This is a genomic window from Celeribacter neptunius, from assembly GCF_900113955.1.
Lineage (GTDB): Bacteria > Pseudomonadota > Alphaproteobacteria > Rhodobacterales > Rhodobacteraceae > Celeribacter > Celeribacter neptunius.
Map to the genome: position 1 here is coordinate 126,509 of NZ_FORH01000008.1, position 25,792 is coordinate 152,300.

Annotated in this window: 22 protein-coding genes; 9 read left to right on the plus strand and 13 right to left on the minus strand. The window is 62.5% G+C overall.

Annotated elements, in window-relative coordinates; translation table 11 throughout:
• Positions 1 to 65: 65 nt before the first annotated feature.
• The 4 genes from BM151_RS17905 to BM151_RS17920 form a co-directional block, all read right to left on the minus strand.
• Positions 66 to 1,472, minus strand: coding sequence for a sigma-54-dependent transcriptional regulator (locus BM151_RS17905; RefSeq protein ID WP_090062124.1), 1,407 nt, complete (start codon positions 1,470 to 1,472; stop codon positions 66 to 68).
• Positions 1,444 to 3,054 (minus strand): hybrid sensor histidine kinase/response regulator, encoded by a 1,611-nt coding sequence (locus BM151_RS17910; protein WP_143093128.1) that lies wholly within the window; start codon positions 3,052 to 3,054, stop codon positions 1,444 to 1,446. The genes BM151_RS17905 and BM151_RS17910 overlap by 29 nt, the downstream gene beginning before the upstream one ends.
• A 158-nt stretch (positions 3,055 to 3,212) precedes the next feature.
• Entirely contained in the window at positions 3,213 to 5,105 is a 1,893-nt protein-coding gene (locus tag BM151_RS17915) for a propionyl-CoA synthetase (protein ID WP_090062126.1), read from the minus strand.
• A gap of 292 nt (positions 5,106 to 5,397) precedes the next feature.
• Positions 5,398 to 7,680, minus strand: coding sequence for an NADP-dependent malic enzyme (locus tag BM151_RS17920; RefSeq protein ID WP_090062127.1), 2,283 nt, complete (start codon positions 7,678 to 7,680; stop codon positions 5,398 to 5,400).
• Positions 7,681 to 8,055: 375 nt separating this feature from the next.
• On the opposite strand from BM151_RS17920, the gene BM151_RS17925 reads away from it, so the two are divergent.
• The 6 genes from BM151_RS17925 to BM151_RS17950 all read left to right on the plus strand — a co-directional run bounded on the left by BM151_RS17925 (position 8,056) and on the right by BM151_RS17950 (position 14,262).
• The gene (locus tag BM151_RS17925) at positions 8,056 to 8,442 is read left to right on the plus strand and encodes a cytidine deaminase (protein WP_090062128.1); all 387 of its coding nucleotides are present in this window, start codon (positions 8,056 to 8,058) and stop codon (positions 8,440 to 8,442) included.
• Positions 8,443 to 8,450: 8 nt separating this feature from the next.
• Positions 8,451 to 9,761, plus strand: coding sequence for a thymidine phosphorylase (locus tag BM151_RS17930; protein ID WP_090062129.1), 1,311 nt, complete (start codon positions 8,451 to 8,453; stop codon positions 9,759 to 9,761).
• On the plus strand, positions 9,758 to 10,969 hold the full coding sequence (locus BM151_RS17935) for a phosphopentomutase (protein ID WP_090062130.1): 1,212 nt from the start codon (positions 9,758 to 9,760) through the stop codon (positions 10,967 to 10,969). Before BM151_RS17930 ends, BM151_RS17935 begins: the two co-directional genes overlap by 4 nt.
• 11 nt (positions 10,970 to 10,980) lie before the next feature.
• Positions 10,981 to 11,973, plus strand: a complete 993-nt coding sequence (locus tag BM151_RS17940) for an adenosine deaminase (RefSeq protein WP_090062131.1) — start codon at positions 10,981 to 10,983, stop codon at positions 11,971 to 11,973.
• Positions 11,966 to 12,598 (plus strand): uracil phosphoribosyltransferase, encoded by a 633-nt coding sequence (gene upp, locus BM151_RS17945; protein WP_090062132.1) that lies wholly within the window; start codon positions 11,966 to 11,968, stop codon positions 12,596 to 12,598. Before BM151_RS17940 ends, upp begins: the two co-directional genes overlap by 8 nt.
• 71 nt (positions 12,599 to 12,669) lie before the next feature.
• Positions 12,670 to 14,262 (plus strand): SPOR domain-containing protein, encoded by a 1,593-nt coding sequence (locus tag BM151_RS17950; RefSeq protein WP_090062133.1) that lies wholly within the window; start codon positions 12,670 to 12,672, stop codon positions 14,260 to 14,262.
• Between the two features lie 229 nt (positions 14,263 to 14,491).
• Here the strand turns inward: BM151_RS17950 and BM151_RS17955 are convergent, their stop codons facing one another.
• The gene (locus BM151_RS17955; protein ID WP_090062415.1) at positions 14,492 to 15,517 is read right to left on the minus strand and encodes a hypothetical protein; all 1,026 of its coding nucleotides are present in this window, start codon (positions 15,515 to 15,517) and stop codon (positions 14,492 to 14,494) included.
• Positions 15,518 to 15,731: 214 nt separating this feature from the next.
• Between BM151_RS17955 and BM151_RS17960 the strand changes: the two genes are divergently transcribed.
• The 3 genes from BM151_RS17960 (at position 15,732) to BM151_RS17970 (ending at position 17,922) form a co-directional block, all read left to right on the plus strand.
• Entirely contained in the window at positions 15,732 to 16,391 is a 660-nt protein-coding gene (locus BM151_RS17960; protein WP_090062134.1) for a sulfotransferase family 2 domain-containing protein, read from the plus strand.
• A gap of 355 nt (positions 16,392 to 16,746) precedes the next feature.
• Entirely contained in the window at positions 16,747 to 17,457 is a 711-nt protein-coding gene (locus BM151_RS17965; RefSeq protein ID WP_177213210.1) for a Hint domain-containing protein, read from the plus strand.
• Positions 17,458 to 17,724: 267 nt separating this feature from the next.
• Positions 17,725 to 17,922, plus strand: coding sequence for a hypothetical protein (locus BM151_RS17970; RefSeq protein ID WP_090062136.1), 198 nt, complete (start codon positions 17,725 to 17,727; stop codon positions 17,920 to 17,922).
• Between the two features lie 58 nt (positions 17,923 to 17,980).
• On the opposite strand, the gene BM151_RS17975 is transcribed toward BM151_RS17970, so the two are convergent.
• The 8 genes from BM151_RS17975 to BM151_RS18010 form a co-directional block, all read right to left on the minus strand.
• Complete coding sequence (locus BM151_RS17975) at positions 17,981 to 20,188, minus strand: 3-hydroxyacyl-CoA dehydrogenase NAD-binding domain-containing protein (RefSeq protein WP_090062137.1); 2,208 nt, start codon at positions 20,186 to 20,188, stop codon at positions 17,981 to 17,983.
• Entirely contained in the window at positions 20,185 to 20,610 is a 426-nt protein-coding gene (locus BM151_RS17980) for a hypothetical protein (RefSeq protein ID WP_090062138.1), read from the minus strand. Before BM151_RS17980 ends, BM151_RS17975 begins: the two co-directional genes overlap by 4 nt.
• A gap of 2 nt (positions 20,611 to 20,612) precedes the next feature.
• Positions 20,613 to 21,824, minus strand: a complete 1,212-nt coding sequence (locus tag BM151_RS17985) for an acetyl-CoA C-acetyltransferase (RefSeq protein ID WP_090062139.1) — start codon at positions 21,822 to 21,824, stop codon at positions 20,613 to 20,615.
• 88 nt (positions 21,825 to 21,912) lie between these two features.
• Entirely contained in the window at positions 21,913 to 22,125 is a 213-nt protein-coding gene (locus tag BM151_RS17990) for a hypothetical protein (protein WP_090062140.1), read from the minus strand.
• A 2-nt stretch (positions 22,126 to 22,127) separates the two neighbouring features.
• Positions 22,128 to 22,586: a GFA family protein gene (locus tag BM151_RS17995; RefSeq protein ID WP_090062141.1), complete on the minus strand. Its 459-nt coding sequence runs from the start codon at positions 22,584 to 22,586 to the stop codon at positions 22,128 to 22,130.
• A gap of 69 nt (positions 22,587 to 22,655) precedes the next feature.
• Positions 22,656 to 24,428: an acyl-CoA dehydrogenase C-terminal domain-containing protein gene (locus BM151_RS18000; RefSeq protein ID WP_090062142.1), complete on the minus strand. Its 1,773-nt coding sequence runs from the start codon at positions 24,426 to 24,428 to the stop codon at positions 22,656 to 22,658.
• Between the two features lie 41 nt (positions 24,429 to 24,469).
• The gene (locus BM151_RS18005; protein WP_245781252.1) at positions 24,470 to 24,856 is read right to left on the minus strand and encodes a MerR family transcriptional regulator; all 387 of its coding nucleotides are present in this window, start codon (positions 24,854 to 24,856) and stop codon (positions 24,470 to 24,472) included.
• Positions 24,857 to 25,312: 456 nt separating this feature from the next.
• Entirely contained in the window at positions 25,313 to 25,678 is a 366-nt protein-coding gene (locus BM151_RS18010; RefSeq protein ID WP_090062143.1) for a MerR family transcriptional regulator, read from the minus strand.
• Between the last annotated feature and the right edge of the window lie 114 nt (positions 25,679 to 25,792).

Consider the following 25,792-nt stretch of genomic DNA (forward strand, 5'->3'; position numbering starts at 1 on the left):
CCGGGGCGCTTGAGGGCACCCCGGAGAAGGGCGAGCGGATCTCGCGAGCAGAGCCCTCGACGGGCTCAGCGTTTGCGAAAGCCGCGCACCGGTTTGCCCCAGTTTTCAAGTTTGCGATAGAGCGTCGAGGGCGATACGTCGAGGACGCGTGCCGCGGCGGGGATCGAGCCGCCGGCGGCAAGGATCGCGGCCTCGATCACCTCGCGTTCGATCTCGGCCAGGGTGCGGCCTTCGAGCGGAATGCTGGGCGCGTCGTCCCGGCTTTGCCGCGGTGGGGTGGCGCCATTCGTGCCCTTCGGTCGGGTGCTGAGCTGGGCCGCCCGCAGGTAGGGCGGCAGGTCGGCCAGTTCGACCATCGGCTTGTCATGCAGCATAACGACATTCCACAGCACATTCATCAACTCGCGGACATTGCCGGGCCAGTCATGGTCCAGAAATACCGCCTTGACCTCGGTCGACAGGGTCCGGAAAGCACGGGCCTCGCGGGCGCAAAGCCGATCCAGTTCGGATTCCGCGATCTCGATCACATCCATCCCCCGCGTCCTGAGCGGCGGCAGGTGAATCGGCACGACATTGATCCGGTAAAACAGATCGGCCCGGAACCGGCCTTCGGAGACTTCGGTCTGCGGATCGGGAGTCGCGGTGCAAATCAACCGAAAGGAGATGGGAATCGGGGTGACTCCACCTACGGGCGTGACGCTGCCGCTTTGTAATATATTCAACAGTCGGGCCTGCATGCACAGGGGCAGGGCGCAGACTTCATCGAGAAACAATGTGCCGCCATCGGCGCGCTCCACCGCCCCGGTCTGGGCGGCGATCTCCGGTCCTTTGAGGGCACCGACCAGAGCGGCTTCGATCTGGTCGGGCGGGGTTGTAGAGCAGTCGAGTCGGACCAGTTCGCCGTCACGAAACCCGGATTTCGCGTGAACCGTCGCGGCGGCCTTGACCTTGCCGGTGCCGTTTTCGCCGGTGATGAAGACCGACGCGGCAGATCCGGCCACGGCGCTGAGCGTGTCAAAGACATCGCGCATCACCGCGGAGGAGCCGATCTCGCCCTCGAAGCCTTTCACCTCATTGCGCGAGTCTTCGGGCAATTGACCGATGCTGCGCCCGGTGACGGCGTTGGTGATCGTGGTGGTCAGCTGTTCGGGAGAGATCGGTTTGACGAGAAAATCCACGGCGCCGTTGCGCATGGCGGCGACCGCCCTGTCGACGGACGCGAAAGCGGTGATGGCGATCGGTTTCAGATCGGGGTTTCGCGACAGAAGCTCGTCAATCAGGCTGACCCCGTCGCCATCCGGCAGGACCAGATCGACCAGAGCCAAAGAGGGCGGGGCGGTTTCGGCCAGTGCCAGCGCTTCCGCGCGGCTGCGGGCGGCGAGCACCTCATAGCCTTCCTCCTCCAGAATGGAGGTGAAAAGCGTGACGTGGGTCTCTACATCGTCAACGATCAGAATGGGGGTCCGAGACATTGGCAGACTGCTCACTGTTTAATATTGAAAGAATTTTGGGTTGAATATTGGAGTTATATTGCCGGAGATGCCGCAAAACCGCAATCACTTCTCCCCGATCGCAAAACATCACGTCACGTGAAAGCTGACGGGCCGCCTGCTGAGCCGTGGCATCGCAGGCCAGCCCGAAGAGCGACGACAGGGAATGGGCCGCCCGAGAAATCATGTCACGGTCGGCGTCTGTCAAGCCGCCCTGTGCGGCGCGCTCTGCCACGGTGAGGTATTTGTTCAGATCCGAGGCGAGCTGCGTCAGGATTTCCTGCGCGGCTGGGGCGGGAAAGCGCGCCGCCAGATCTTCAAGGCTCGAGGCCAGCGGGGCGATGCCCAGATCGCCCGTCGCGCGTTTTGCCGCTTGTGAGCGCGCGGCGCTCTGTTGCGGCCCCTTGGGGGGGGCGTCCCGCAGGGTGTCGATGATCAGTTTGCGGAGGGCCGTGCGGGATTGGACCGGCTTGCGGAGCACGGCAACAACGCCGTTTTGGCTGATCTTGTGCAGGTTGGGGGCAAAGACATGGGCCGTGACGGCGATCACCGGTGGAAGCGTTACCCCTTGGGCGCGCAGGGCGGAGAGCAGTTGCAAGCCGGAGAGCAATGGCAATTCGATGTCGAGTAGGACGAGATCGACCGGGGTCTCATCGGGGGCGGACAAAAGCTCCAGCGCTGCGGCGCCATCATGCGCTTCGATCACGAAAAGCCCCAGCGCCTCGAGCTCATGGCGCAATTCGCGCCTCAGGGCGGCGCTGTCTTCGACCAGGAGCGCGGTGTAGCCTGCGGGCAAGGAGGGGGCAGTCCCGATCGAACCGTCCGGCGCCTCCGGCATGTCCTGCCGCTCGGGGATCGGTATCGTCAGGCAGGCCTCGCCACCGCCTGCCGGCGCATTCTCGAGACAGAGAAAGCCGCCCAGGCAGCGGGCCGCGTCCCGGGCGACGCGCAGCCCATAGCCGGAGCCGGGTTCTCCCGATCCGATCGGCACGGGTGCCGGGCTCTCTTCGTTCAATGCCTGTTCCGGAAAACCGGGGCCCGCATCGCGGATGCAGAATTTCAGCCGCTCGTTCGGGGAGGTGCCGAAACGGGTGATTTCGATTGAAATCGGTCCCGGAGCGGCGTGAAGCAGGGCGTTCGAGACGAGATTGGACAGGATGCGTTCGAGCGCAAGCATGTCGATATCCGCGCTCTCGGGCATGTTCTCGCCGCCGATCAGGGTCAGCGAAGAGCCCATTCTCCCGGTGATGCCCTGCCAGCGCCGAAACAGCGCATCGAATGTCTTGCGCGGGTTGGGGGGCGTGCCGGCGCGTTGCGGAAGGGTTTGTGTTTCCTGAAAGATCACGCCGGAGGTCCGGTCCAGAAGTCGCCCGAGATGGGCGCTGGTCTGGGCGATGCGGCTGATTTCCTCGCGTGTCGTCTCGGGCAGATCGTAGGCCTGATCGAGTGTGTTGAGCGCGCTTTGCAGCTCGGTATAGGTCGAGCGAATGTCATGGGCCAAAAGAGATAACCGACCGGCGTCTTCGATGAGAAGACTTGGGTTCTTCTGGTCGCTTTGTCTCAAGCTTTACCCCTTTACCTCGCATACGGGCCACGCCTCGGCACCAACATCGAGATCCAAAAAAACGCGACCGCATGGGCCGCGTTTTCCAGTGTCAGACTCGATGCTTAACAAAACCTTAACCAAGATGCCGCCGAGTGACAGGGCTTTTTGATTAAAATTCACTCTTTCGCATATCCGAGCGTTTGCAGCGCCTCTTTGATTTCGTCCAGAATGGCCGGATCATCGATGGTCGCGGGCATTTTGAACGGCTGGCTGTCGGCGATTTTCACCATGGTGCCGCGCAGGATCTTGCCGGAGCGGGTCTTTGGCAGCCGGTCGACGACGCAGGCCAGTTTGAAGGCGGCCACCGGGCCGATCTCGTTGCGGACGTCGCGCACGACCTCCTTGACGATGTCGCCATGGTCGCGGTTGCAGCCGGCATTGAGGCACAGGAAACCCAGTGGGGACTGGCCCTTGAGTTGGTCGGCCACGCCGATCACCGCGCATTCGGCGACATCGGGGTGGGCCGAGAGCACCTCTTCCATCGCGCCGGTGGAGAGGCGGTGGCCGGCGACGTTGATCACGTCATCGGTGCGGGCCATGATGTAGACATAGCCGTCCTCATCCTTGATCCCGGCATCGCCCGTCTCGTAATAGCCGGGGAAAGTGTTGAGATAGCTTTTCTTGTAGCGCTCCTCGGCATTCCACAGCGTTTGCAGCGTGCCCGGGGGCAACGGCAGTTTGATCGCGATGGCGCCCAGTTCGCCGGCTTCCACCGGATGGCCGGCCTCGTCGAGAATCTCGATCTCGTAGCCCGGCATGGCCACCGAAGGGCTGCCGATCTTGATCGGCAGATCCTCGATGCCAAGCGGATTGGCGGCGATGGCCCAGCCGGTCTCGGTCTGCCACCAGTGGTCGATCACCGGCACGCCGAATTTCTCCTGTGCCCATTTGATCGTATCCGGGTCGGCGCGTTCGCCGGCGAGGAAGATCGCCTGCAGATCGTGCAGCTTGTAGCGTTTGATCCATTCGCCGGTCGGGTCCTCACGCTTGATTGCGCGCAGCGCCGTCGGCGCGGTAAAGAAGCTCTTCACCCGCTGGTTCTGAATGATCCGCCAGAACACGCCGGCATGCGGCGTGCCAACGGGTTTGCCCTCGAACACGATGGTCTGCGCGCCTTTGATCAGCGGGCCGTAGCAGATATAGCTGTGACCCACGACCCAACCGACGTCGGAAGCGGCCCAGAACCGGTCGCCGGCCTCGATGTTGTAGATGTTCTTCATCGTCCAGTTGAGCGCGACAAGATGCCCGCCGGTGGAGCGCACGACACCCTTGGGCTGGCCGGTGGTGCCCGAGGTGTAGAGGATATAGGCCGGGTGGTTGCCCTCGACCGGCACGCATTCCGCGGGTTTCACCCCGTATTGGAAGCCGTGCCAGGAGAAGTCGCGGCCGTCGATCAGCTTGGCGACTTCTTGTTCGCGCTGGAAGATGACGCAGAATTCCGGCTTGTGCTCCGCCATCTCGATGGCGGCGTCCAGCAGCGGTTTGTAATGCACCACGCGGTTGGGCTCGAGGCCGCAAGAGGCGGCGATGATGGCCTTGGGTGTACAATCGTCGATCCGTACGGCCAATTCATGGGCGGCAAAGCCGCCGAACACCACCGAATGCACCGCACCGATCCGGGCGCAGGCCAGCATGGCCTCGAGCGCTTCAGGGATCATCGGCATATAGATGATGACGCGGTCGCCCTTCTCGACGCCGCGCATTTTCAACGCACCTGCGAGCGAGGACACACGGGCCTGCAATTCCTTGTAGGTGATGCCCTTCGTGGAATGGGTGATCGGGCTCTCGTGCATGATTGCCAGCTCATCGCCGCGACCGGCCTCCACGTGACGGTCCACCGCGTTGTAGCAGGTGTTGGTCATGCCGTCCGAGAACCACTCGTAAATCGGCGCCTTGTCGTCAAACAGCGCCTTGGAGGGCTTCTCGTACCAATGAATTTCCTCCGCGGCCTTCATCCAGAACCCATCCGGGTCCGATTTCCAGGCCTCGTAAACGTCTTTATATGCCACTGGCTGCCTCCTCCTCGCTGACATGGCGTGATTGGCTCAGTCAGTGATTCCCTGCAAGGCTGCTATGCTGCGTTGGAATGTCACTGGCACCAAACACGCGGGCAATTCGCGCTCCGGCAATGTTGTTATCAGAGGCGGGTGGAAATGTTTATATAAAATTCGCAAACACCTTAAGAAAAGTAGTTTGCAAAGTTTTGATCCGCTTTGCGTTGTTGCAAACAAAACCGCCCCTGCAAAGGAGCGGGGGCGGTTGCAAATCTTGTCGGGCTTGTGGGGGCGTATCGCTGTCGGCTCAGCCGTAATGCGCCACCGGCGTGCCGGCGATGGCCGACATGTTCAGCAAGCCGCGCGAGGTGATCGACGGGGTGACGATATGCGCCTTGTTGGCCATGCCCATCAGGATCGGCCCGACTTCCAGCCCGCCGCCCTTGGTCTTGAGGATGTTGCGGACGCCCGAGGCGGCATCGGCAATGGCAAAGACCAGCGCATTGGCCGGGCCTTCGAGGCGCGAATGCGGGAAAATCCGCTGGCGCAGTTCCGGGGTAAGGGCGCTGTCGATATGCATCTCGCCCTCGTAATTGAAGTCCCGCGGTTCGGAGTCGAGGATCTCGAGCGCCGCGCGCATATGGCGGCCGGTCATGCATTGCAGGTTGCCGAATTCCGAGTGCGAACAGAGCGCGATATTCGGCTCGATGCCGAAGCGCCGCACATGGCGGGCCGTGGCGATCACCGTCTCCGCGATCTGTTCCGGCGTTGGTTCCGTATGCACATGGGTGTCGGCGATGAACAGCGGGCCGTCTTCCTGGATCATCAGCGACAGCGCGCCGACCGGCTGACGCTCCTTGGTGCCGAGGATCTGGGTGACATAGTTCAGGTGCCAGAGATATTGCCCGAAGGTGCCGCAGATCACGCTGTCGGCATGGTCCTGTTGCACCATGATCGCGCCGATCGCTGTGGTATTGGTGCGCATGATCGCCTTGGCCAGGTCGGGGGTGACGCCGCGACGCTGCATCAGCCCGTGATAGGCCTGCCAATATTGCTTGTAGCGGCTGTCGTTCTCCGGATTGACGATTTCGAAATCGACGCCGGGACGGATCTTGAGGCCGGCGCGTTCGGCCCGCATGGCGATCACCTCCGGGCGCCCGATCAGGATCGGCTTGTCGGTGGTTTCCTCGATCATCGCCTGGGCGGCGCGCAGCACGCGCTCGTCCTCGCCCTCGGCAAAGGCGATCCGGCGTTCGGCCTGGCTTGCGGCGGCAAAGACCGGGCGCATCAGCAGGGCGGATTTGAACACCGAATGATCGAGCTGGTCCTTGTAGGCCTGCATATCCGTGAGCGGCTTTGTCGCCACGCCGCTGTCCATCGCGGCTTTTGCCACGGCGGAGGCGACGACCCCCATGAGCCGCGGATCAAACGGTTTCGGAATGAGATATTCCGGGCCGAAATCCAGTCGCTCGTCCTGATAAGCGGCGGCGGCTTCGGCGGAAGTGGTGGCGCGTGCCAGCGCCGCGATGCCTTCGATACAGCCAAGCTGCATGGCATCGTTGATCTCGGTTGCGCCTACGTCCAGCGCGCCACGGAAGATGAACGGGAAGCAGAGTACGTTGTTGACCTGGTTCGGGTAATCCGAACGCCCGGTGGCGATGATCGCATCGGGGGCGACCTTTTTCACCTCATCGGGCATGATTTCCGGTGTCGGGTTGGCCAGGGCGAAGATGATCGGCTGTTTGGTCATCTTCTTGACCATTTCGGGCCTCAGCACGCCCGGACCGGACAGGCCGAGGAACATGTCTGCCCCCTCGATCACCTCGTCCAGCGTGCGCAGGTCGGAGGCCTGTGCGAATGCCGCCTTTTGCGGGTTCATGTCTTCCTCGCGGCCCTCATAGACCAGCCCGTGAATGTCGCAGAGCCAGACATTCTCGCGTTTGAGGCCGAGTTTCAGCAGCATGTTGAGGCAGGCGATGCCGGCCGCGCCGCCGCCGGTGGAGACCACCTTGATGTCTTCGAACCGCTTGCCGGTGACGCGCAGCGCATTGGTGGCCGCGGCGCCGACAACGATTGCCGTGCCGTGCTGATCGTCATGGAACACCGGGATGTTCATCTTCTCGCGGCACAATTGTTCAACGATAAAACAATCGGGGGCCTTGATGTCCTCGAGGTTGATCGCGCCGAAGGTCGGCTCCAGCGCGCAGACGATCTCGGCGAGCTTTTCCGGGTCGCTCTCGTTCACCTCGATGTCGAAACAATCGATGTTGGCGAATTTCTTGAACAGGACCGCCTTGCCTTCCATGACCGGTTTCGAAGCGGCCGCGCCGATATTGCCGAGGCCCAGAACGGCGGTGCCATTGGTCACCACGGCGACCAGATTGCCGCGGGCGGTGTAGCGCATGGCGTTGGCCGGATCTTCCTTGATTTCAAGGCAGGCCTCGGCCACGCCGGGGCTGTATGCGCGCGACAGGTCGCGGCCGTTGGCCATTGGCTTGGTGGCGCGGATCTCGAGTTTCCCGGGCTTCGGGAATTCGTGATAGTCCAGCGCAGCCTGTTTCAAATTGGGTGTGCGGCTCTCCGTCGCCATGGGGCTCTCCCTGTCTGTCGCGGGTGGGGCTGTGGTGTGCGAGAATTTAGTTTAGAGTTAAACTATATTTTTCAGGCGGGCACCGCAAACCCCGTTGTATTGCCTCTACGCCGCGTTCCGGGGCGCATGCAAGAGGGCAATGGGGGGAATTCACCATAGATTTACATCACCTTTGCGCCGTTAGCGCAAATATATCCTTTCTGCCGTCCCGGGTGATGAAAAATTGGCGTGCGGCCGCGTGTCACCCGGTCGGACCCTGTGGATAAGCCGTGCCCGGTCGCTATCGTGCTTGCATCTGCCGGGTCGGCGGCGCAGTCTTGACCAAACCGTCAAAAATTTTGGCAAAAGACGATCCTTCAATGCATGAGGTCCCACATGTCTCTCTTAGATGAGGCGAAAAAGGTTCAGAGCAAAGCCTATGCGCCCTATTCCAATTTTCAGGTTGGCGCCGCGATCCGTGCGGACAGCGGGGCGATTTACACCGGGGTGAATGTCGAGAATGCCGCCTATCCCGAGGGCACCTGTGCCGAAGCGGGCGCGATTGCCGCCATGGTGCTCGGCGGTGACACCAGGATCGCTGAGGTCGCGGTGATCGGCGACAGCGACGATCCGGTGCCGCCCTGTGGCGGCTGCCGCCAGAAAATCCGCGAATTCGCCGGGCCGGAGGTCAAGGTCTCGATGCTGTCGCGCACGGGCAAACTGCTGACCATGACCGTGGGCGAGCTGCTGCCGGGGGCTTTCACCCCGGATCATATGGAGTGAGGCCCGCCATGGACGCGCGTCAGATCATCGAGAAACTGCGAGACCGCAAGACATTGGAACCGGCGGAGCTGACCGTATTCGCCCAGGGGCTCGCCTCTGGTGCGGTGACGGATGCCCAGGCCGGGGCCTTTGCCATGGCGGCGCTGTTGAACGGCATGTCGGACCCGGAACGCGTGGCGCTGACGCTCGCAATGCGTGACAGCGGTGACGTGATGACATGGGATTTGCCGGCGCCCGCGATCGACAAACATTCGACCGGCGGTGTCGGCGATTGTGTCTCGCTGTTGCTGGCGCCGGCTCTGGCGGCGCTCGGGGCCTATGTGCCGATGGTCTCGGGGCGTGGCCTTGGCCATACCGGTGGGACCTTGGACAAGCTCGAAGCCATCCCGGGGCTCAAAACCGAGGTTACCGATGAACGCTTTCATCAGATCGTCGAGCAGGTCGGCTGTGCCGTGGTTTCCGCCACCGGCCAGATCGCGCCGGCGGACAAACGGCTCTACGCCATTCGCGATGTCACCGGCACGGTCGAGAGCATCGATCTGATCACCGCCTCGATCCTGTCGAAAAAACTCGCCGCCGGGCTCGAGGCCCTCGTGCTTGACGTGAAATGCGGTTCCGGCGCCTTCATGACGACGCTCGAGGATGCCCGCGCGCTGGCGCAAAGCCTCGTGACCACCGCCAATGGTGCGGGGTGCAAGACCTCGGCGCTGATCACCGATATGAACCAGCCGCTCTGCCCGGCCCTGGGTAATGCGCTCGAGATCATGGTGGTGATGGAGGCGCTGACCACCGGCGAAGTGGACAATATCCTCTGCGATGTCACCTGTGCGCTGGGCGGCGAGCTGATGGTGCTCGCCGGACTTTCCGAAGATGTCGATCAGGCGACATGGGCGGTCCGCGACACGCTCACCGATGGCTCTGCCGCCGAGAGATTTGGCCGGATGATCACGGAGCTGGGCGGGCCGGCGGATTTTGTCGACAACTGGCGCGATCGTCTGCCGTCTGCGCCGGTGGTGCGCGATGTCACGGCGCAATCGCCGGGCTATGTCGCCGGAATGGACGGCCATGCGCTGGGCATGTCCGTGGTGCATCTGGGCGGCGGCCGGCTCAAGGGCGGGGAAAAGATCGATCCGGCGGTCGGTCTTTCCAATTGCTGCATGATCGGGGAATATCTCGATGAAGACAGTCTGATCGCCACCATCCACGCCAAGAGCGTGGAAGAGGCCGACCGGGCAGAGGCAGAGATCCGCGCGGCGATCCGCGTGGCCGAGGCGGCGCCGGACGAACCGCCGCTGGTCTATGAGAAGGTATCGGTATGAGCAGAGCGTTTCTGATCGTGATGGATTCCGTGGGGCTGGGCGGTGCGCCCGACGCGGAAAAGTTTTTCAACGGCGAGTTGCCGGACACTGGCGCCAATACGCTTGCCCATATCGCCCAGGCCTGTGCTGAGGGGCGTGCGGAAGAGGGGCGCACAGGGCCGCTTTTCCTGCCCCATCTCGATGCGCTGGGGCTCGGTGCGGCGATGGCGCATGCCACCTCTGATCCTGCGCCGGGGCTTCAGGCCGAGCCGATGGGGCTTTACGGTGTCGCTGCCGAGATTTCGCCGGGCAAGGATACGCCCTCCGGGCATTGGGAGCTGGCGGGTGTGCCGGTGCCCTGGGACTGGCATTATTTCCCGGATGAGCCGGTGTCCTTTCCGCAGGAGTTGATGGATCAGGCCGCCGCGCTTTGCGGGGCAGGGGGCACGCTGGCGAATTGTCATGCCTCGGGCACGGAAGTGATCAAACAGTTCGGCGAAGAGCATATCAGATCCGGCTGGCCGATTTGCTACACCTCCGCCGATAGTGTGTTCCAGATCGCCGCGCATGAAAAGCATTTCGGCCTGGATCGCCTGCTCAAGCTCTGCGAAGACCTCGCCCCGACGCTCCATGCGATGAAGATCGGACGGGTGATCGCGCGGCCTTTCGTGGGGTCGGTCGAAGAGGGGTTCACCCGCACCGGCAATCGCCACGACTACGCCATCGCGCCGCCGTCCCCTACGATCTGCGACTGGGCGAAAGCCGCCGGGCGCGCGACCTATGCGATCGGTAAGATCGGTGACATTTTCTCCATGCAGGGCCTCGATGAGGTGCGCAAGGGCACCGACAAGGTGCTGTTCGATCATCTTTGCGATGTGATGGAGGAGGCGCCCGACGGCTCCTTCACCTTTGCCAATTTTGTCGAATTCGACTCTCTTTATGGCCATCGCCGCGATGTCTCGGGCTATGCCCGTCATCTCGAATGGTTTGACGCCCAGATGCCGCGGCTTTATGAGCGCGCGAAAGAGGGCGACCTTTTGATTTTCACCGCCGATCATGGCAATGACCCGACCTGGTCCGGCACGGATCACACCCGTGAGCAGGTGCCGGTTCTGGGCTATGGCCTTGGCGCACATCCCATTGGTCCGGTGGCGTTCACCGATGTCGCGGCCTCCATCGCCGCGCATCTCGGGATTGCCGCCCAGGGGCCGGGGAAAACATTTCTGTGAAGGAGTCTCCTTTGACCGTATCAGATCTGCCGAAGATCGAGTTGCACATGCATCTCGAAGGCGCAGCGCCGCCCGCCTTCATTCGTGGCCTGGCGAAAGAGAAAAACACCGATCTCGCCGGGATTTTCGACGAGAATGGCGCCTATAAATACAAGGATTTCTGGGATTTCCTGAAAGTCTACGAGGCGGCGACCTCGGTGCTCAAGTCGCCGCAGGATTACTACCGCCTGACCCGCGCCGTGCTCGAGGAAAGTGCGGCCTCGAATGTGATCTATACCGAGAGCTTTCTCGCCCCCGATTTCTGTGGTGGCGGCGATGTCGCGGCATGGCAGGACTACCTCGCGGCGATCAAACAGGCCGCCGATGAGATGGAGCGCGAGGCCGGCATCGTCATGCGCGCGATCCCGACCTGCGTGCGCCATTTCGGCCCGGATCAGGCGAAACAGACCGCGCTTTGCGCGGCCGAAACCGTGGGGGATTTCGTCACAGGTTTCGGCATGGGCGGCGATGAGGCCATGGGCAAGCAGAATGATTTCAAATATGCCTTCGACATGGCGCGCGAGGCCGGGTTGCGGCTCACCTCGCATGCCGGCGAATGGGGTGGGCCTGAGAGCGTCCGTGACGCCATTCGCGATCTCAAGGTCGAACGGATCGGCCATGGGGTGCGCGCGATTGAGGATCTTGCCCTGGTCGATGAGATTGCCGAAGCGGGCATCGTGCTCGAGGTTTGCCCGGGCTCGAACGTGGCGCTGGGCGTCTATCCCAAATGGTCGGATCATCCGATTGCCGAGCTGCGCAAACGCGGGGTGAAAGTCACCGTGTCGACCGATGATCCGCCGTTCTTCCATTCGACCATGCGCTATGAATTCGACCGCCTTGCCGAGACCTTCGGCTGGGAAGAGGCGGATTTCCTGGAATTGAACAAGGCTGCACTCGATGCCGCCTTTTGTGATGAGGCGACCCGTGGGGCGGTCGCGAAGAAACTGGAGCCTGCCGATGCTTGATCATCTGACCGTTGTGAAACACCCGTTGGTGCAACACAAACTCACCATCATGCGCGACAAGGAGACCTCGACCGCAGGTTTCCGTCAGTTGCTGCGCGAGATCTCTCTCTTGCTGGCCTATGAGGTCACCCGCGAGCTCGACATGACCGAAAAGACCATCGAGACGCCGATGCAGACCATGCAGGCGCCGACGCTCGACGGCAAGAAACTCGCCCTGATCTCGATCCTGCGGGCGGGCAACGGTTTGCTCGACGGTATTCTCGAATTGATTCCCTCGGCCCGCGTCGGCTTCGTCGGGCTGTATCGTGACGAGGAGACCCTCGAGCCGGTCGAATATTATTTCAAAGTGCCCGAGGATCTCGGCGACCGTCTGGTCATTGCCGTCGATCCGATGCTGGCCACCGGCAATTCCTCGGTTGCGGCGATCGACAAGCTCAAGGAAGCCGGGGCGAAAAACATTCGTTTTCTGTGCCTCTTGGCCGCGCCCGAGGGGGTCAAGCGGATGGAGGAAGCGCATCCGGATGTGCCGATCGTCACAGCCGCAGTGGACGAAAAGCTCAACGAACATGGATATATTGTTCCCGGGCTAGGGGATGCGGGCGACCGCATGTTCGGTACAAAATAAGCGATTTCCCCTCTTAACAGCGAATCGCTTCTGCGTTAGGCTGGCCACAATATCTTGTGTGAGGCCACATAATGCAGGCTGTGAAGACAATTTCGGTTGCGGTGCTGATTGCGACTTTGGGTGTATCCGCTCTCTCCCTGAAGGAGGCTGCGGCCAGATCGCTCTACAATGCGGATGGGCCGGCGGAATTCCCGCCGCTCTCCTACAAGGGCACGCAATATGTCGACAGCCGGGGGTGCGCCTATGTGCGCAGCGGTGACGGGGCGGCGGTACACTGGGTGCCGCGGGTGACCCGGTCGCGTCAGGTGCTCTGTGGTTTCAAACCGACCTTTGCCGATCTCGATCACAAGCTGCCGGTGATCCCCGATCCGGACCCCGCGACGACTGTGGCGAGTGCCGTGACCGCGACGCCGACAGCGAAGAGCTCTGGTCAGGCGGCCGCGCCGATGGTGACCGCCGGCACCGCAACCTCGGTGCCTGCGCCGCAGCCAGAGATCGCAGCGCCGAAACCCGCAGCCGTTGCCGCAAAACCGGCGCTGCCGAAAGCCCCGCCCTTGCCGGGGCTCGAAACACTGGCGGGCCGGACCTTTGGCGAACGCGGCTGCGTGGCCGAGGTCGAGGGCGGTCAGCTGCGCTGTTCCACCGGCGCAACGGAGTATATTCTCAAACGCCTGCCCGCAGGCGTCTCGGTGCGTCTTGCCGATGGCAGCCGCATGACGACGACCGAGCCGACCATGGTGCGCGTGCCTGTGAAATCGGCGCCGAGCGTTCAGGTCGCGACCGCGCCACTGCCGACCCCGATGCCAATTCTGCCGTCTGTGACGACACCCGCCGCTGCCGTGCAGGCGCCGATGCGGACCGCCGCCGCGGCTCTGGCGACGCAATGTGCCGGGCTCTCGGGCAATGCGGCGCAATATATGACCTCGTCCCGCTATACGGTGCGTTGCGGCCCGCAGGTGCAACACCCGTCGGCCTATATCCAGCGTCAGGCCCAGACCCGGGTTTCGACCCAGAATGTCCGCAACCAGGTGGCGCGCAACGCCGGCCTGTCGCCCTACGATCTGCCGGCCCCGGTGGCGGGGACCTTGCCCGCGGGCTACACCCGGGCCTGGACGGATGGCCGTCTCAACCCCAATCGCGGCCCGCTGACCGCGCGCGGCGATCTGCAGATGGCGCAGGTCTGGAGCCAGACCACCCCGGCGCATGATCTCTACGCTCCGCGTCGGATGACATTCTGGCAATGGTTGTTCGGCAGCTCGTTCAAGCCGCGCAGCACAGTGGCGAAAGCGCCGGCCCAAACATCGGCCGGCGTGCCGGTGCAGGTCTCGACCAAATCCGTGGCTCCGAGCCGCACGCCCACCGCGCCCCGTGCGGTTGCGGCGCGCCCGGCCACCCCGCAATCCGTTGCCGCTCAGCCGCAACAGAGCACAGCGCAGTCTCTGCGCTACGTCCAGGTCGGCACCTTTGGTGTCCCTGAAAATGCCGAGCGCTCGATGGCGCGCCTTTCGGCCATGGGTCTTCCTGTTGCGACGCAGGTTCTGCATCGCAATGGCAAGGTTCTGAAATCTGTTCTGGCCGGCCCGTTTGCCCGGCCCGAGCAAACCCTGTCCGCATTGGCCTCCGTTCGCGGTGCCGGTTATGGGGACGCATTTGCACGCAAATAAGCGTTGAGTTGACGAGGCAGAACAATAAGAGAAACCCCCGCATCAGGCGGGGGTCTTCCGTTCCGGGACGCGGGCTTTGCGGGCCGGAGCGGATATTCAACTCGTGAAACGGTAGCCGCGACAAGCCTGCGGGGACAGGTCATGCCATAGGCATGCTTTCGGAATGACCGCAGGCGCGGCGGCTTCGCCTTGTTCCGCGCCGGAAGGGAGGAATGTTCCCTAAGGCCTCCTACCCGCCGCAGACGCCCTGCAACGCCACCCAATCGCCATCCGAGAGCACCGGGCGCGTGGTTTCGATCTGGACCCCGTCCGCCTCGATCAGTGGCAACACGCTCTCGCCGGTGATGTCGCGGGCGTAGGCATAGGGCGCGCTGTGCACCTGGGCCGCGGCAAACCGCGCGATGAGAGCCGGTTGCGATACCGGGCTCATCGGTGCGGTCAGCAGGCTTTCGGCATGGGCATCGAGTACGTCGGGCGGGATATGCCCGGTGGTCATCAGCCGGAGCGAAGTCATCAGCCCGGCCTCACGCAGCAGGCGTTCCAGCGGATCGTCTTCCTTGGCGCGTTCGATCTCGGCCAGCACATAGCCCGCGAGCACATCCGGGTCTTCGTAATCCTCGACCAGCGCACGGTTCAGCAGGATGATGTTGCCGGGCAGGTGCTGGGAGATGGCGACGCCGCTGTTCACCACCACGATCTGACCGCCGCCACCGGGGATCAGCCGGGTCTTCAGACGGTCCAGGGCGCGGGCTCCGTGCACCGTGTCACAGGGCGCGCCCGAAAGCCGTTTGATCCGGCCCAGAAGCTCCTGACCGATCTCGGCGCGGGTAACCGTGGGGACGATGGAGACCGCCTGGCGGATGAGCGCGCCGGGCAGCCAGAAGACCGAGATGCCGATCAGGGCCAGAGCCCCCAACCCGAACAGCGCCCCGCGCAGCCGCCCGGGATGCGGGCCGACCCGCTCGATGGCGCGGCGGATACGGGCGATCGCCTCGATCATCAGCTCGTCCTCGATCTCCAACTCCTCATCGGTGTCGGGGGCGGGGCGGTAGCGCGCCGGGATCTCGCCATCGGGCGTGATCCGTTCGATCGCCGGCAGGGACCAATGGGTCAGCGGCCGTCCGTCGCTGCGCGCTTCGCTCAGCGTCAGGGTTGCCTCGCCGATCGAGACGATCACGGAACGACGCTGGCTCTCCCCTTCGGGGAGCCAGAGGCCGGGGGCCTCGAGCCGTTCGAATTCGGTAAGCGCGGTCATGCGCGGGCTGCTCTTATCCATTGATGTTTGGGGCAATCTAGCGCGGATCGTCGGGGGCGACAATTGCCCTCGTCGGGGAAGCCGGTCCGGGCATCGCTTTCGAGGGGGAGGCGGGAGCACGGGGCCGGGTAAAAGCGCGCGACATGGCATCGTTCTGCGGTGTTGGCGAAAATCTGTGATTCAGCTTTGCCGAAAAACGCTTTAATGTCGGGCCATGATCATTTCGCCCGGCCGTCGCTATATCTTTGTCCATATCCCCAAGACCGGGGGCACGGCGCTTTCGCAGGCTTTGGAGACGCGTGCCATGGCGGAGGACATCCTGATCGGCGATACGCCCAAGGCGGTGAAACGCCGGGCGCGGGTGAAAAAGCTCGAGGCCGCCGGGCGGCTGTGGAAACACTCCAGCCTGGCCGATATCGAGGGGCTGGTCGCGCGCGAGACCTTTGCCGACTATTTCGTCTTTACCCTGGTGCGAAACCCCTGGGATCGCATCGTCTCTTATTATCATTGGTTGCAGATGCAGGGCTGGGATCACTCCGCGGTGCGGCTGGCCAAATCCGCGGGCTTCTCTGAGTTCCTCAATGCCGCAGAGACGGTGAAAGCGCTTTCCGTGCCCTATAGCGCCTATCTGCGCGACGGGGCGGGGGGCGCACCGGCGGCGCATTATCTCAGGCTGGAGCATCTGGACGCGGATCTGGCGCCGCTTTGGGCGCATCTGGGTTTCAACCTTTCGCCGGTGGCGCGCGTGAACAGCTCGGAGCGGGGGCGGGATCACCGTCGCTATTATTCCGATGCGGATGCCGATCTCGTGGCCCGGATCGCGGCAGAAGATATTGCCCGATTTGACTACCGTTTCGATCCGGAGAATGCCTGATTGCGGCGCGATTGCGCCATTATGGTTAACAAGGGGCCTCGGCGGACGGCGTGCCAGGAAGCCCTCTGTTTCGAATCGCGCGGTAAACTCAGGGGAATCTCGGCTCGGGCGGGGGGTAACCGGCGTGAAAACAGGGTTAAACCATTGGTGCGCCGGAAATGAGTTAAGAGATTATTGCCAAATCCATGAACAATTGAATGAAATGGCAGGCATTCTCGCCCGCGGCGGGATTATGCCGCAATTGGGTCCCAATCGGGCCGAACTGTGACCCCACCAGACGCCTTTTCTGATCCTGCATTGAACGGAGACCTTGGGCGGACACCCGAAAAGAGGCTCCAAAGATGGGGATGCGATGATGGCAAAGCTGGCTCAGATGTTTCAGAAAGAACCGACACGCAACGCGATGGGGCGGTCCGGAGTTTGGGACGGCGCCTTGCATGCGGGCCAACCGGTTTTGACCAGCGGCCTGACGGCCGGGACCCAGGTGGCCACTCAGAACGGGTGGCGCGATGTCGAATCCCTTCAGGTCGGAGACAAAGTCCTGACCTTCGATGCCGGACTTCAGCCGGTTCGCCGGCTGTCCCGCAGCTGGACCTATGTCGATTATGGCACGGCGCCGCGCCACACCTGGCCGCTCTGCGTGCCGGCCGGGGCATTGGGCAACAAGACCGAGCTGCATCTCCTGCCGGAACAATCGGTGATGGTGGAAAGCGACGCTGGCGAAACCATGTTCGGCGATCCCTTCACCCTGGTGCCGGCCCAGGCGCTCGACGGTTACAAGGGCATCGCGCCGGAACGCCCCCGCAAGCCGATGGAAGTGGTGACCCTGGAATTCGACACCGAACAGGTGGTCTTTGCCAATGTCGGCGCGCTGTTTCATTGCCCGGCCCCCGCAGAGCTGACCATGGCCAGCCTGATGGAAGATCATCCGGTGCCGGGCTACGATGTTCTGTCCCTGGCCCAGGCGCGGCGGTTCATTGACAGGTTGATGGACGAGGATGCGCTCGACGCCGCCTGGATCAAGCAGGAACGCCAAAGCCGTCAGCCCCTGCGCTACGCCAACTGACCGGCCTGCGTGAGGCTTTGGGATGAGGTTCCCCGAGTGAGGTCCGCACCGTTGGGGCGGGCCTTGCCTTTTGGTCATGCGACCGGCTGAGAGCTGTGCAGATCCGGGTGTTCTGCCCGGAAATCGGGCAAATCCACACGATAAATGCCGCGATGCAGCATAGGATCACATCCTGTGTGACGGATTGCGCTAGGCTGATCGCATGACCTCGTGCGGGAGGACGTCATGCGGGTGCGAGGGCCACGTTGACCAGAACGGAGCCCGATCATGTGTATCTCTGCCGAAGCGCTTGCGCTGTTTCTCAATCTCATCCTCGCCCCGGTCACCTCGGAGCCGGGCCGGATCATCGTCCATGCCGAAGAAATGGATGCCCATTGGGTGCAACTCGAAGACCGCTGGTGCACCATGGCGCCACAGATCCAGGGGCGTGGGATGTTTGCCGAATTGGCCAAGGAAGACGCCTGAACGCATGAAAACGCCCTCCCCCGAAGGGAAGGGCGCGTGTTCATCCTGTCTCGAAACCTCAGGCGGCTTTGCTGTCCGCGCCGCTGCCGAAGCGACCGTAGAAGGTCTCGCCAGAGGCGGCCATGTCGCGCAAGAGTTTCGGGGTCTCGAAGCGCGGCCCGTGGGTGGCGGTGAGATTGTCGCAAATCTCGACCGCTTTGCCCGCGCCGATGATGTCGAGCCAGCTGAACGGGCCACCGGACCAGGGCGCAAAGCCCCAGCCGAGGATTGCACCGACGTCGCCCTCACGGATGTCTTCCAGCACACCCTCCTCGAGCGCGCGCACGGCCTCCAGCACCTGCGCCATCATCAGGCGATGCTGCACCTCGTCGAGATCGGGTTGCGCGTCGGCGGTGGGGAATTCGGCGGTGAAACCTTCCCAGAGAAGCCCGCGTTTGCCCTTTTCGTCATAGTCGTAGAAGCCGGCATTGGCTTTCTTGCCCAAACGCCCCTGATCGAACATCCAGAACACCACCTCATCGACGGCCTCATCCGGATAGGCGTCGCCCATCGCGGCCTTGGTCGCCTTGGCGATTTTCACGCCGAGATCAATGGAGGTCTCGTCGATGAGCTGAAGCGGCCCGAGCGGGAAGCCCAGAAGTTTCGCGGCATTCTCGATCAGCGGCAGATCGACACCCTCGGCCGCCATGCGCACGCCTTCGTTGATGTATGGAATGATGCAGCGGTTGGCGTAGAAGAAGCGGGCGTCATTGACCACGATCGGCGTTTTGCGGATCTGGCGCACATAGTCGAGCGCTTTCGCCACGGCCACGTCACCGGTCTCTTTACCCTTGATGATCTCGACGAGGAGCATCTTGTCGACGGGGCTAAAGAAGTGAATGCCGATGAACTGCTCCGGGCGCGCAGAGGCTTTTGCCAGTTCGGTGATCGGCAGGGTCGAGGTGTTCGACGCAAAGATGCAATCTTCGCCAACAATCGCCTCGACCTTCTTGGTCATCTCGGCTTTCACACCGATATCCTCGAACACCGCTTCAACGATCAGATCGCAGCCTTTCAGAGCGTCCAGATCGGTGGTCGCCGTGATGCGCGACAGCACTTGGTCTTTCTTCTCCGGCGTCACCTTCTTGCGGCTGATGCCCTTGTCGAGAATCGCTTCGGAATAGGCTTTACCCTTGTCCGCGGCTTCCTGTTTCATGTCGACCAGCACGACCTCGATGCCGGCGTTGGCCGAGACATAGGCAATGCCCGCGCCCATCATGCCCGCGCCCAAGACGCCGACCTTCTTGACGGTCTGGTCCGCGACCTCGGGGCGGTTCGCGCCTTTCTCGAGCGCTTCCTTGTTGATGAACAGCGAGCGGATCATCGACGACGACGATGGGTTCATCAGCACATGGGTGAACCAGCGCGCTTCGATCTTGAGCGCCGTGTCGAACGGCACCTGCGCGCCTTCGTAGACTGCGGAAAGGAGCGCTTTTGCCGCCGGGTAGACGCCCTGGGTGTTGCCATGCACCATGGCGGAGGCGCCGACGAAGGTCATGAAGCCCGCCGGGTGATAGGGCGCGCCGCCGGGCATTTTCCAGCCCTTGGCATCCCAGGGTTTGACGATGTCCGCGTCTTTCGCGCCCAAAACCCACTCTTTCGCCTTGGCCATCAGCTCGGACGGCTCGACCACCTCATGCACGATCCCCGCGCCCTTGGCTTTCTTCGGGTCGAGCATCTTGCCTTCCAGGAGAATCGGTGCCGCCGCCATGGCGCCGACGAGGCGCGAGACGCGGGTGGTGCCGCCCATGCCGGGGAAGATGCCGACCTTGATTTCCGGCAGGCCGATCTTGGCCTTCGGGTTGTCCGCAACGAAAATGCGGTGGCAGGACAGCGGCAGTTCGAGCCCGATGCCGAGCGCCGTGCCCGGCAGCGCGGCGGCGACCGGTTTGCCGCCCTTGTTGGTCTTCGGGTCCATGCCGGCGCGCTCGAGCTTGCGCAGGATGGCGTGCATGTTCATCAGCCCGTCAAACAGACCCTGCGCCGGGTTGTCGCCGGCCGCGTCCTTCATCTTGGCGATGATGTTGAGATCCATGCCGCCGGCAAACGTGTCCTTGCCGGAGGTGATGACGATGCCTTTGACGGCGTCGTCGCCAAGCGCTTTGTCGATACAGGCGTCGAGCTCGGCAATACCCTCCATCGAGAGCACGTTCATCGACTTGCCCTCGAGGTCCCAGGTGATGACGGCCACGCCGTCGCTGTCTACGTCATAGTGAAAATCAGTCATTGTTTTCCCTCTTTTGCGGGGCTGGTGCCGGTCCAGGGGTGATGCCCGCGGGCATTCATCACGGAGGACATCTTGTCCCCCTCCGGGGTTCTGTGGATCAGCGCCGAGGAGGTGTAGGGCTCCGTCGCGCGCTGGCCGTGGCACAGCAGTTCGGTTTCATAGGTGGCGATGAAAGTCCCGTCATGACAATCCTCGAGCGCAATCGGGCGGCGGTAGACCTCATCGAGGCGCATGATCTTGCAGGCCTCGAGATAGAGTTCGAAATTGTGCCGGAGTTCGCTTTCGGTGGTGAGCAAGACGGGCCCCTCTTTGGTAACCATGGAAAAAGGCAGAAGCGTGCGCGCGGACCAAAGTTCGAAATCGCCTGTGATGAAACAGGTGGAGATATCGTCCAGAAAGGCGCGCAGTTCCGCCTCGTTCAATGTCAGATCCTTTCGATGATCGTCGCCGCCCCCATGCCGGACGCGATACAGAGCGTCGCGAGGCCGGTGCCCTTGCCGGTGCGTTCCAGCTCGTCCAACAACGTGCCGATGATGATCGAACCGGTGGCGCCCAGCGGGTGACCCATGGCGATGGCGCCACCGTTGACGTTGACCTTGCTCTCATCGACGTTGAACGCCTGCATGAAACGCATGACCACGGCGGCAAAGGCCTCGTTCACCTCGAAGAGATCGATGTCCGAAATCGACATGCCGCTGTCGGCGAGGATCTTTTCGGTCACCGGCACCGGGCCGGTGAGCATGATCGTCGGATCGGTGCCGATCTTGGCGGTGGCCCGAATGCGCGCCCGCGGTTTGAGCCCGTATTTCTCGCCGAATTCCTTGTTGCCGATCAGAACGGCGGCGGACCCGTCGACGATGCCCGACGAGTTGCCCGCGTGGTGGATATGCTCGATCTTCTCGAGATGCGGGTATTTCATCAGTGCGATCTTGTCGAAGCCCGGCATCACCTCGCCCATGTCCTTGAACGAGGCTTTGAGCGCGCCGAGGGTCTCGACCGTCGTGCCCGGACGCATGTATTCGTCGCGGTCGAGAATGGTCAGCCCGTTGATATCCTTCACCGGCACGATGGACTTGGCGAAACGGTTGTCCTTCCAGGCGGCCTCGGCGCGGTTCTGGGACAAGACGGACAGAGCGTCCGCTTCTTCGCGGGTGATCCCGTATTCCGTGGCGATGATGTCCGCCGAGATGCCCTGGGGCACGAAATAGGTCTTCATCGCAATCGACGGGTCCACAGCAATCGCCGCGCCATCGGAGCCCATGGCGACCCGGCCCATCATCTCGACACCACCGGCGATATAGGCCATGCCGGCCCCGCCCTTGATCTGGTTGGCGGCGATGTTCACCGCCTCCATGCCCGAGGCGCAGAACCGGTTGATCGCGAGCCCGGGGATCGACTGGTCGAGATCGGAGGCCAGCACGGCGGTGCGCGCCAGGCAGCCGCCCTGTTCGCCGACCTGGGTCACGTTGCCCCAGATCACATCCTCGACCGCATGGCCCTCGAGCCCGTTGCGCTCTTTCACGGCATTGAGCATCTGGGCCGAGAGCGCTGCCGAGGTGACCTCGTGCAGGCTGCCGTCCTTGCGCCCCTTGCCGCGCGGGCTGCGCACGGCGTCATAAATATAGGCTTCCGTCATTCTGATCCTCCTCAGGTCCGACCCGTCCGGGCCAGTCTAAATCGTGTCTGTAACGATGACACAGCCGATTTTCGCGCGTGCCCTCCGATTATCGCTTGCGACTGGCAAGCTCGGAATTGAACAGGCGCAACCGGTGCGTCAGCTTTTCTTCATCCGTGACGGAGTTGAAATTCTCGAACAGGAAAGACAGCGCCTCTCCCTCGTCCAATCCCGCCTCCTTCGCGAACCGTCTGAGCCGACGATAGCCGTCTTCGGTCATCGAAACAGGAAAACGCCGCGTCATTCTGAACCGTTTGACCATGATTACGCTCCGTCATTTTCGCTGGATTGGTTGCTTGAGATCCCGGTCTCGAAGGTTTCCGCGCCGGGCAGGCGAGGCAGCCCGTCGAGCCAGCCGCACCGCGATTCCATGCCCCATTGTTTCACCGGACGATAGGGGAAATCGGGAGGCAGCGAACCTGCCGTCACCTCGATCACGTCGCGGTCGTGAAAGTCATAGAACAACGGCGTGCCGCACTCCGGGCAAAAGCCGCGGTCGGCCTTGGACGAAGAGGCAAAGCGTTTCGGCGCGCCGGCCCAGCTGATCCGGTCTCTGGGCAGTTCCAGAAGCGCGGCGAAAGGCCCGCCGACCGCACGCTGGCACATCCGGCAATGGCAGATCGTGGCCTTGCTCGGGCCCGCCGTGAACGTGTAGCGCACAGCTCCGCATTGGCAGCCGCCGCTGCCTGCCGGCGTGTCGCGCCAAAGATTGTCGTTGCTCATAAGGCCTCCATGAAAAAGGCCCCCCGCCCAAGGTCTGGGCGAGGGGCCACAATTCGGGTTGCGCTTAACTTAGAACGCCTCGGCAGGCAGAGTCATCACCGGATCGGCGCCGCTCTCGATGCGTTTCAGCAATGTGCCGGTCATCGGCAGCGATCGGGCCATGTAGTAACGCGCCGTGGTGAGCTTGTTCTGGTGGAACTCCGCGTCATCCGTGCCGTTTTCAAGCGCCGCGAGCGAGACCTTCGCCATCCGGGCCCACATCAGGCCAAGGCAGACATAGCCAAACAGATGCATGAAGTCGTAAGAGCCGGACAGGGCCGCGTTCGGGTTCTTCATGCCGTTCTGCATGAAGAACATGCCGGCGCCCTGCAGGTCCTTCGAGGCGGCTTTGAGCGGGTCGGTGAATTCGGCCATATCGCCCTCGCCGTTTTCCTTGCAGAAGCTCTTCACCATCTCGAAGAAGGCCATGACATGCTTGCCGCCGTCGGTGGCGAGTTTGCGGCCGACGAGATCGAGCGCCTGCACGCCGTTGGCGCCTTCGTAGATCATCGCGATGCGGGCGTCGCGGGTGAATTGCGACATGCCCCATTCTTCGATGTAGCCGTGGCCACCGTAGACCTGCTGGGCGTTCACCGTGGCCTCATAGCCCTTGTCGGTCAGGAAGCCCTTGAGCACCGGGGTCATCAGAGAGATGAGGCCGTCGGCATCCTTGTCCTCGGAGCGATGCGCCTGATCGATGAGTTGCGCGCCCCAGAGCATGAAGGCCCGCGCGCCCTCGATAAAGCTTTTCTGATCCAAGAGGTTGCGGCGAATGTCCGGGTGCACGATCAGCGGATCGGCGGGGCCATCCGGGTTCTCGACGCCGGTGACGGCGCGGCCTTGCAGGCGGTCCTTGGCGTAGATCACAGCGTTCTGATAGGCGGCTTCGGCCTGGGCGAGGCCCTGCATGCCGACGCCGAGACGCGCTTCGTTCATCATGGTGAACATGGCGCGCATGCCTTTGTGCATGTCACCCAGAAGATAGCCGGTGGCCTCGTCATAGTTCATCACGCAGGTGGAGTTGCCGTGGATGCCCATCTTCTCTTCGATCGAACCGACGGAGACACCGTTGCGCGCCCCCGGGGCGCCGTCCTCATCGACGATGAATTTCGGCACGATGAACAGGGAGACGCCCTTGATCCCCTCAGGGCCGCCGGTGATCTTGGCGAGCACGAGGTGAATGACGTTTTCGGACATGTCGTGATCGCCGGCCGAGATGAAGATCTTCTGACCGGAGATCTTGTAAGACCCGTCGTCCTGCGGCTCGGCCTTGGTGCGCATGAGGCCCAGATCGGTGCCGCAATGCGGTTCCGTCAGGTTCATCGTGCCGGTCCATTCGCACGAGGTCATTTTCGGCAGGTAGGTGGCCTTTTGCTGATCCGTGCCATGCACGAGGATCGCGGAAGCCGCGCCATGGGTCAGGCCCTGATACATGGTAAAGGCCTGGTTCGCGCCGGAGAACAGCTCGCCCACGGCGGTGCTCATTAGATAGGGGAGGCCCTGGCCGCCGAACTCTTCGGGCAGGTCGAGGCCGGGCCAGCCGCCCTCTTTCACCTGCTCAAACGCGTCCTTGAACCCGGTCGGCGTGGTGATCACGCCGTTCTCGAGCGTACAGCCCTCCTTGTCGCCCACGACATTCAGGGGGGCAATCACTTCGGAGGCGAGCTGGCCGGCGGCATCGAGAATGGCCTCGGTGAAGTCCGGCTCGAGATCGGCATAGCCCGGAATGTCGGATTTCGACACGTTCAGCACGTCGTGCAGAACATATTGGATATCTTTGGTCGGTGCCGTGTAGCTCGGCATGGCGTCTCTCCCTTTGCTTGTCGCGCCGGGAGCATGAGGTCTCACCCGTCGCGTTTCAATCCTTCGATTTGCCCTTCGACAAATGCGATTTCATTTTCCAAATCGGCCATGACCCGCAAAAGCGCCTGTTTCTGCGCTTCCATCTCCGCCAGTTTCACGTGGTAGGCCTTCAGCGTCTCGCGCATCTGCGCCTCACCGCCATCCTCGTCCTTGTAGAGATCGAGCAACTGCCGGATCTCCTCCAGGGAAAAGTCGAATTTCTTGCCGCGCAGGATCAGCGTCAGACGCGCCCGGTCCCGTTTGGTAAAGAGCCGTTTCTGACCCTCGCGGATCGGAAACAGCAATTCCTTGGCCTCGTAAAACCGCAGGGTGCGGGGCGTCACGTTGAACGCATCGCACATCTCGCGGATGGTCATAACCTCATTCATCGTCTCTCAGGCCTTCTTTCGCTCTCGTCGGCTCTCGACCTGTCCCGTGAGGCTCCGTGGCGGAGATCCTCCTTTCGGGATCGGCAGTCGATCGAGGTGCGAAGCCCGGCTTCACGCCTCACCTAATCTTATCTGGGACGTCTCTTTAATCGAAACGTGGCGTCATTTCGCCGTCCTTGCCTTTCGGTCATGCCGGCAGGCTTGAAGTAACTATTCGGTTGACTGAATGATTTCAATCGCTTTGGTTTTGGAAGGCGAAAAATTGCCTATTTATTTAGGAAATTTTTATTTAAAGCGCTTTGGTTAATTTGCTCCTTGTGCGAGAAAAATCGGATCGGCTCAGCATTCGGCCAGAAGATATCTCCTGTCTGGCGAAGAACGCAGGGAAAAGACGTGACGTCGTTCGGTGCCGCGGAGAGGCCTTCACGACAGGGGCGCGCGGGGCGCATCGCCGGGTCATCCGGCTTTCGTGGTCTCGGCACGAAGCTCTTCGAGCTCCTGGATCGCCTGTTCCAACTCGCGTTTCTGCTCCGCCAGCGCGACCAGCTGACGATCGGCCAGTTCGACAAAGGCCTGGGCCTGGGCCTGGGTGCCTTCCTGTTCGTAGATCAACAGCCATTGCCGGATCTCTTCGAGAGAGAACCCGTACTTGCGCCCGCGCAGAATGAGCGTCATCCGCGCCACTTCGCGGGGTGTGTAATAGCGCGACCGGCCTTCCTTTTCCGGGGCCAGAAGCTCGATATATTCGTAATAGCGCAATGTGCGTGGGGTCACATCGAACTGCGCGCACATTTCCTTGAATGTGAGACGTTGGTCAGACATGGCTTATTCTCCTCACGTCGCACCTAAACCGAATGGTTCAGTTTCGCAACTTCTTTCCGGCATCTGCGATCGACCATAGTCAAGGCTGAGGGGCGGGATCAAGCCGCGATCAGG

Coding starts and splice junctions, on each gene's coding strand:
- BM151_RS17905 (WP_090062124.1), bottom strand. CDS start 1,472: ATGTCTCGGACCCCCATTCTGATCGTTGACGATGTAGAGACCCACGTC.
- BM151_RS17920 (WP_090062127.1), bottom strand. CDS start 7,680: ATGGCGACGGAGAGCCGCACACCCAATTTGAAACAGGCTGCGCTGGAC.
- BM151_RS17925 (WP_090062128.1), top strand. CDS start 8,056: ATGTCTCTCTTAGATGAGGCGAAAAAGGTTCAGAGCAAAGCCTATGCG.
- BM151_RS17930 (WP_090062129.1), top strand. CDS start 8,451: ATGGACGCGCGTCAGATCATCGAGAAACTGCGAGACCGCAAGACATTG.
- BM151_RS17935 (WP_090062130.1), top strand. CDS start 9,758: ATGAGCAGAGCGTTTCTGATCGTGATGGATTCCGTGGGGCTGGGCGGT.
- upp (WP_090062132.1), top strand. CDS start 11,966: ATGCTTGATCATCTGACCGTTGTGAAACACCCGTTGGTGCAACACAAA.
- BM151_RS17950 (WP_090062133.1), top strand. CDS start 12,670: ATGCAGGCTGTGAAGACAATTTCGGTTGCGGTGCTGATTGCGACTTTG.
- BM151_RS17955 (WP_090062415.1), bottom strand. CDS start 15,517: ATGACCGCGCTTACCGAATTCGAACGGCTCGAGGCCCCCGGCCTCTGG.
- BM151_RS17960 (WP_090062134.1), top strand. CDS start 15,732: ATGATCATTTCGCCCGGCCGTCGCTATATCTTTGTCCATATCCCCAAG.
- BM151_RS17965 (WP_177213210.1), top strand. CDS start 16,747: ATGGCAAAGCTGGCTCAGATGTTTCAGAAAGAACCGACACGCAACGCG.
- BM151_RS17970 (WP_090062136.1), top strand. CDS start 17,725: ATGTGTATCTCTGCCGAAGCGCTTGCGCTGTTTCTCAATCTCATCCTC.
- BM151_RS17975 (WP_090062137.1), bottom strand. CDS start 20,188: ATGACTGATTTTCACTATGACGTAGACAGCGACGGCGTGGCCGTCATC.
- BM151_RS17985 (WP_090062139.1), bottom strand. CDS start 21,824: ATGACGGAAGCCTATATTTATGACGCCGTGCGCAGCCCGCGCGGCAAG.
- BM151_RS17990 (WP_090062140.1), bottom strand. CDS start 22,125: ATGGTCAAACGGTTCAGAATGACGCGGCGTTTTCCTGTTTCGATGACC.
- BM151_RS17995 (WP_090062141.1), bottom strand. CDS start 22,586: ATGAGCAACGACAATCTTTGGCGCGACACGCCGGCAGGCAGCGGCGGC.
- BM151_RS18000 (WP_090062142.1), bottom strand. CDS start 24,428: ATGCCGAGCTACACGGCACCGACCAAAGATATCCAATATGTTCTGCAC.
- BM151_RS18005 (WP_245781252.1), bottom strand. CDS start 24,856: ATGAATGAGGTTATGACCATCCGCGAGATGTGCGATGCGTTCAACGTG.
- BM151_RS18010 (WP_090062143.1), bottom strand. CDS start 25,678: ATGTCTGACCAACGTCTCACATTCAAGGAAATGTGCGCGCAGTTCGAT.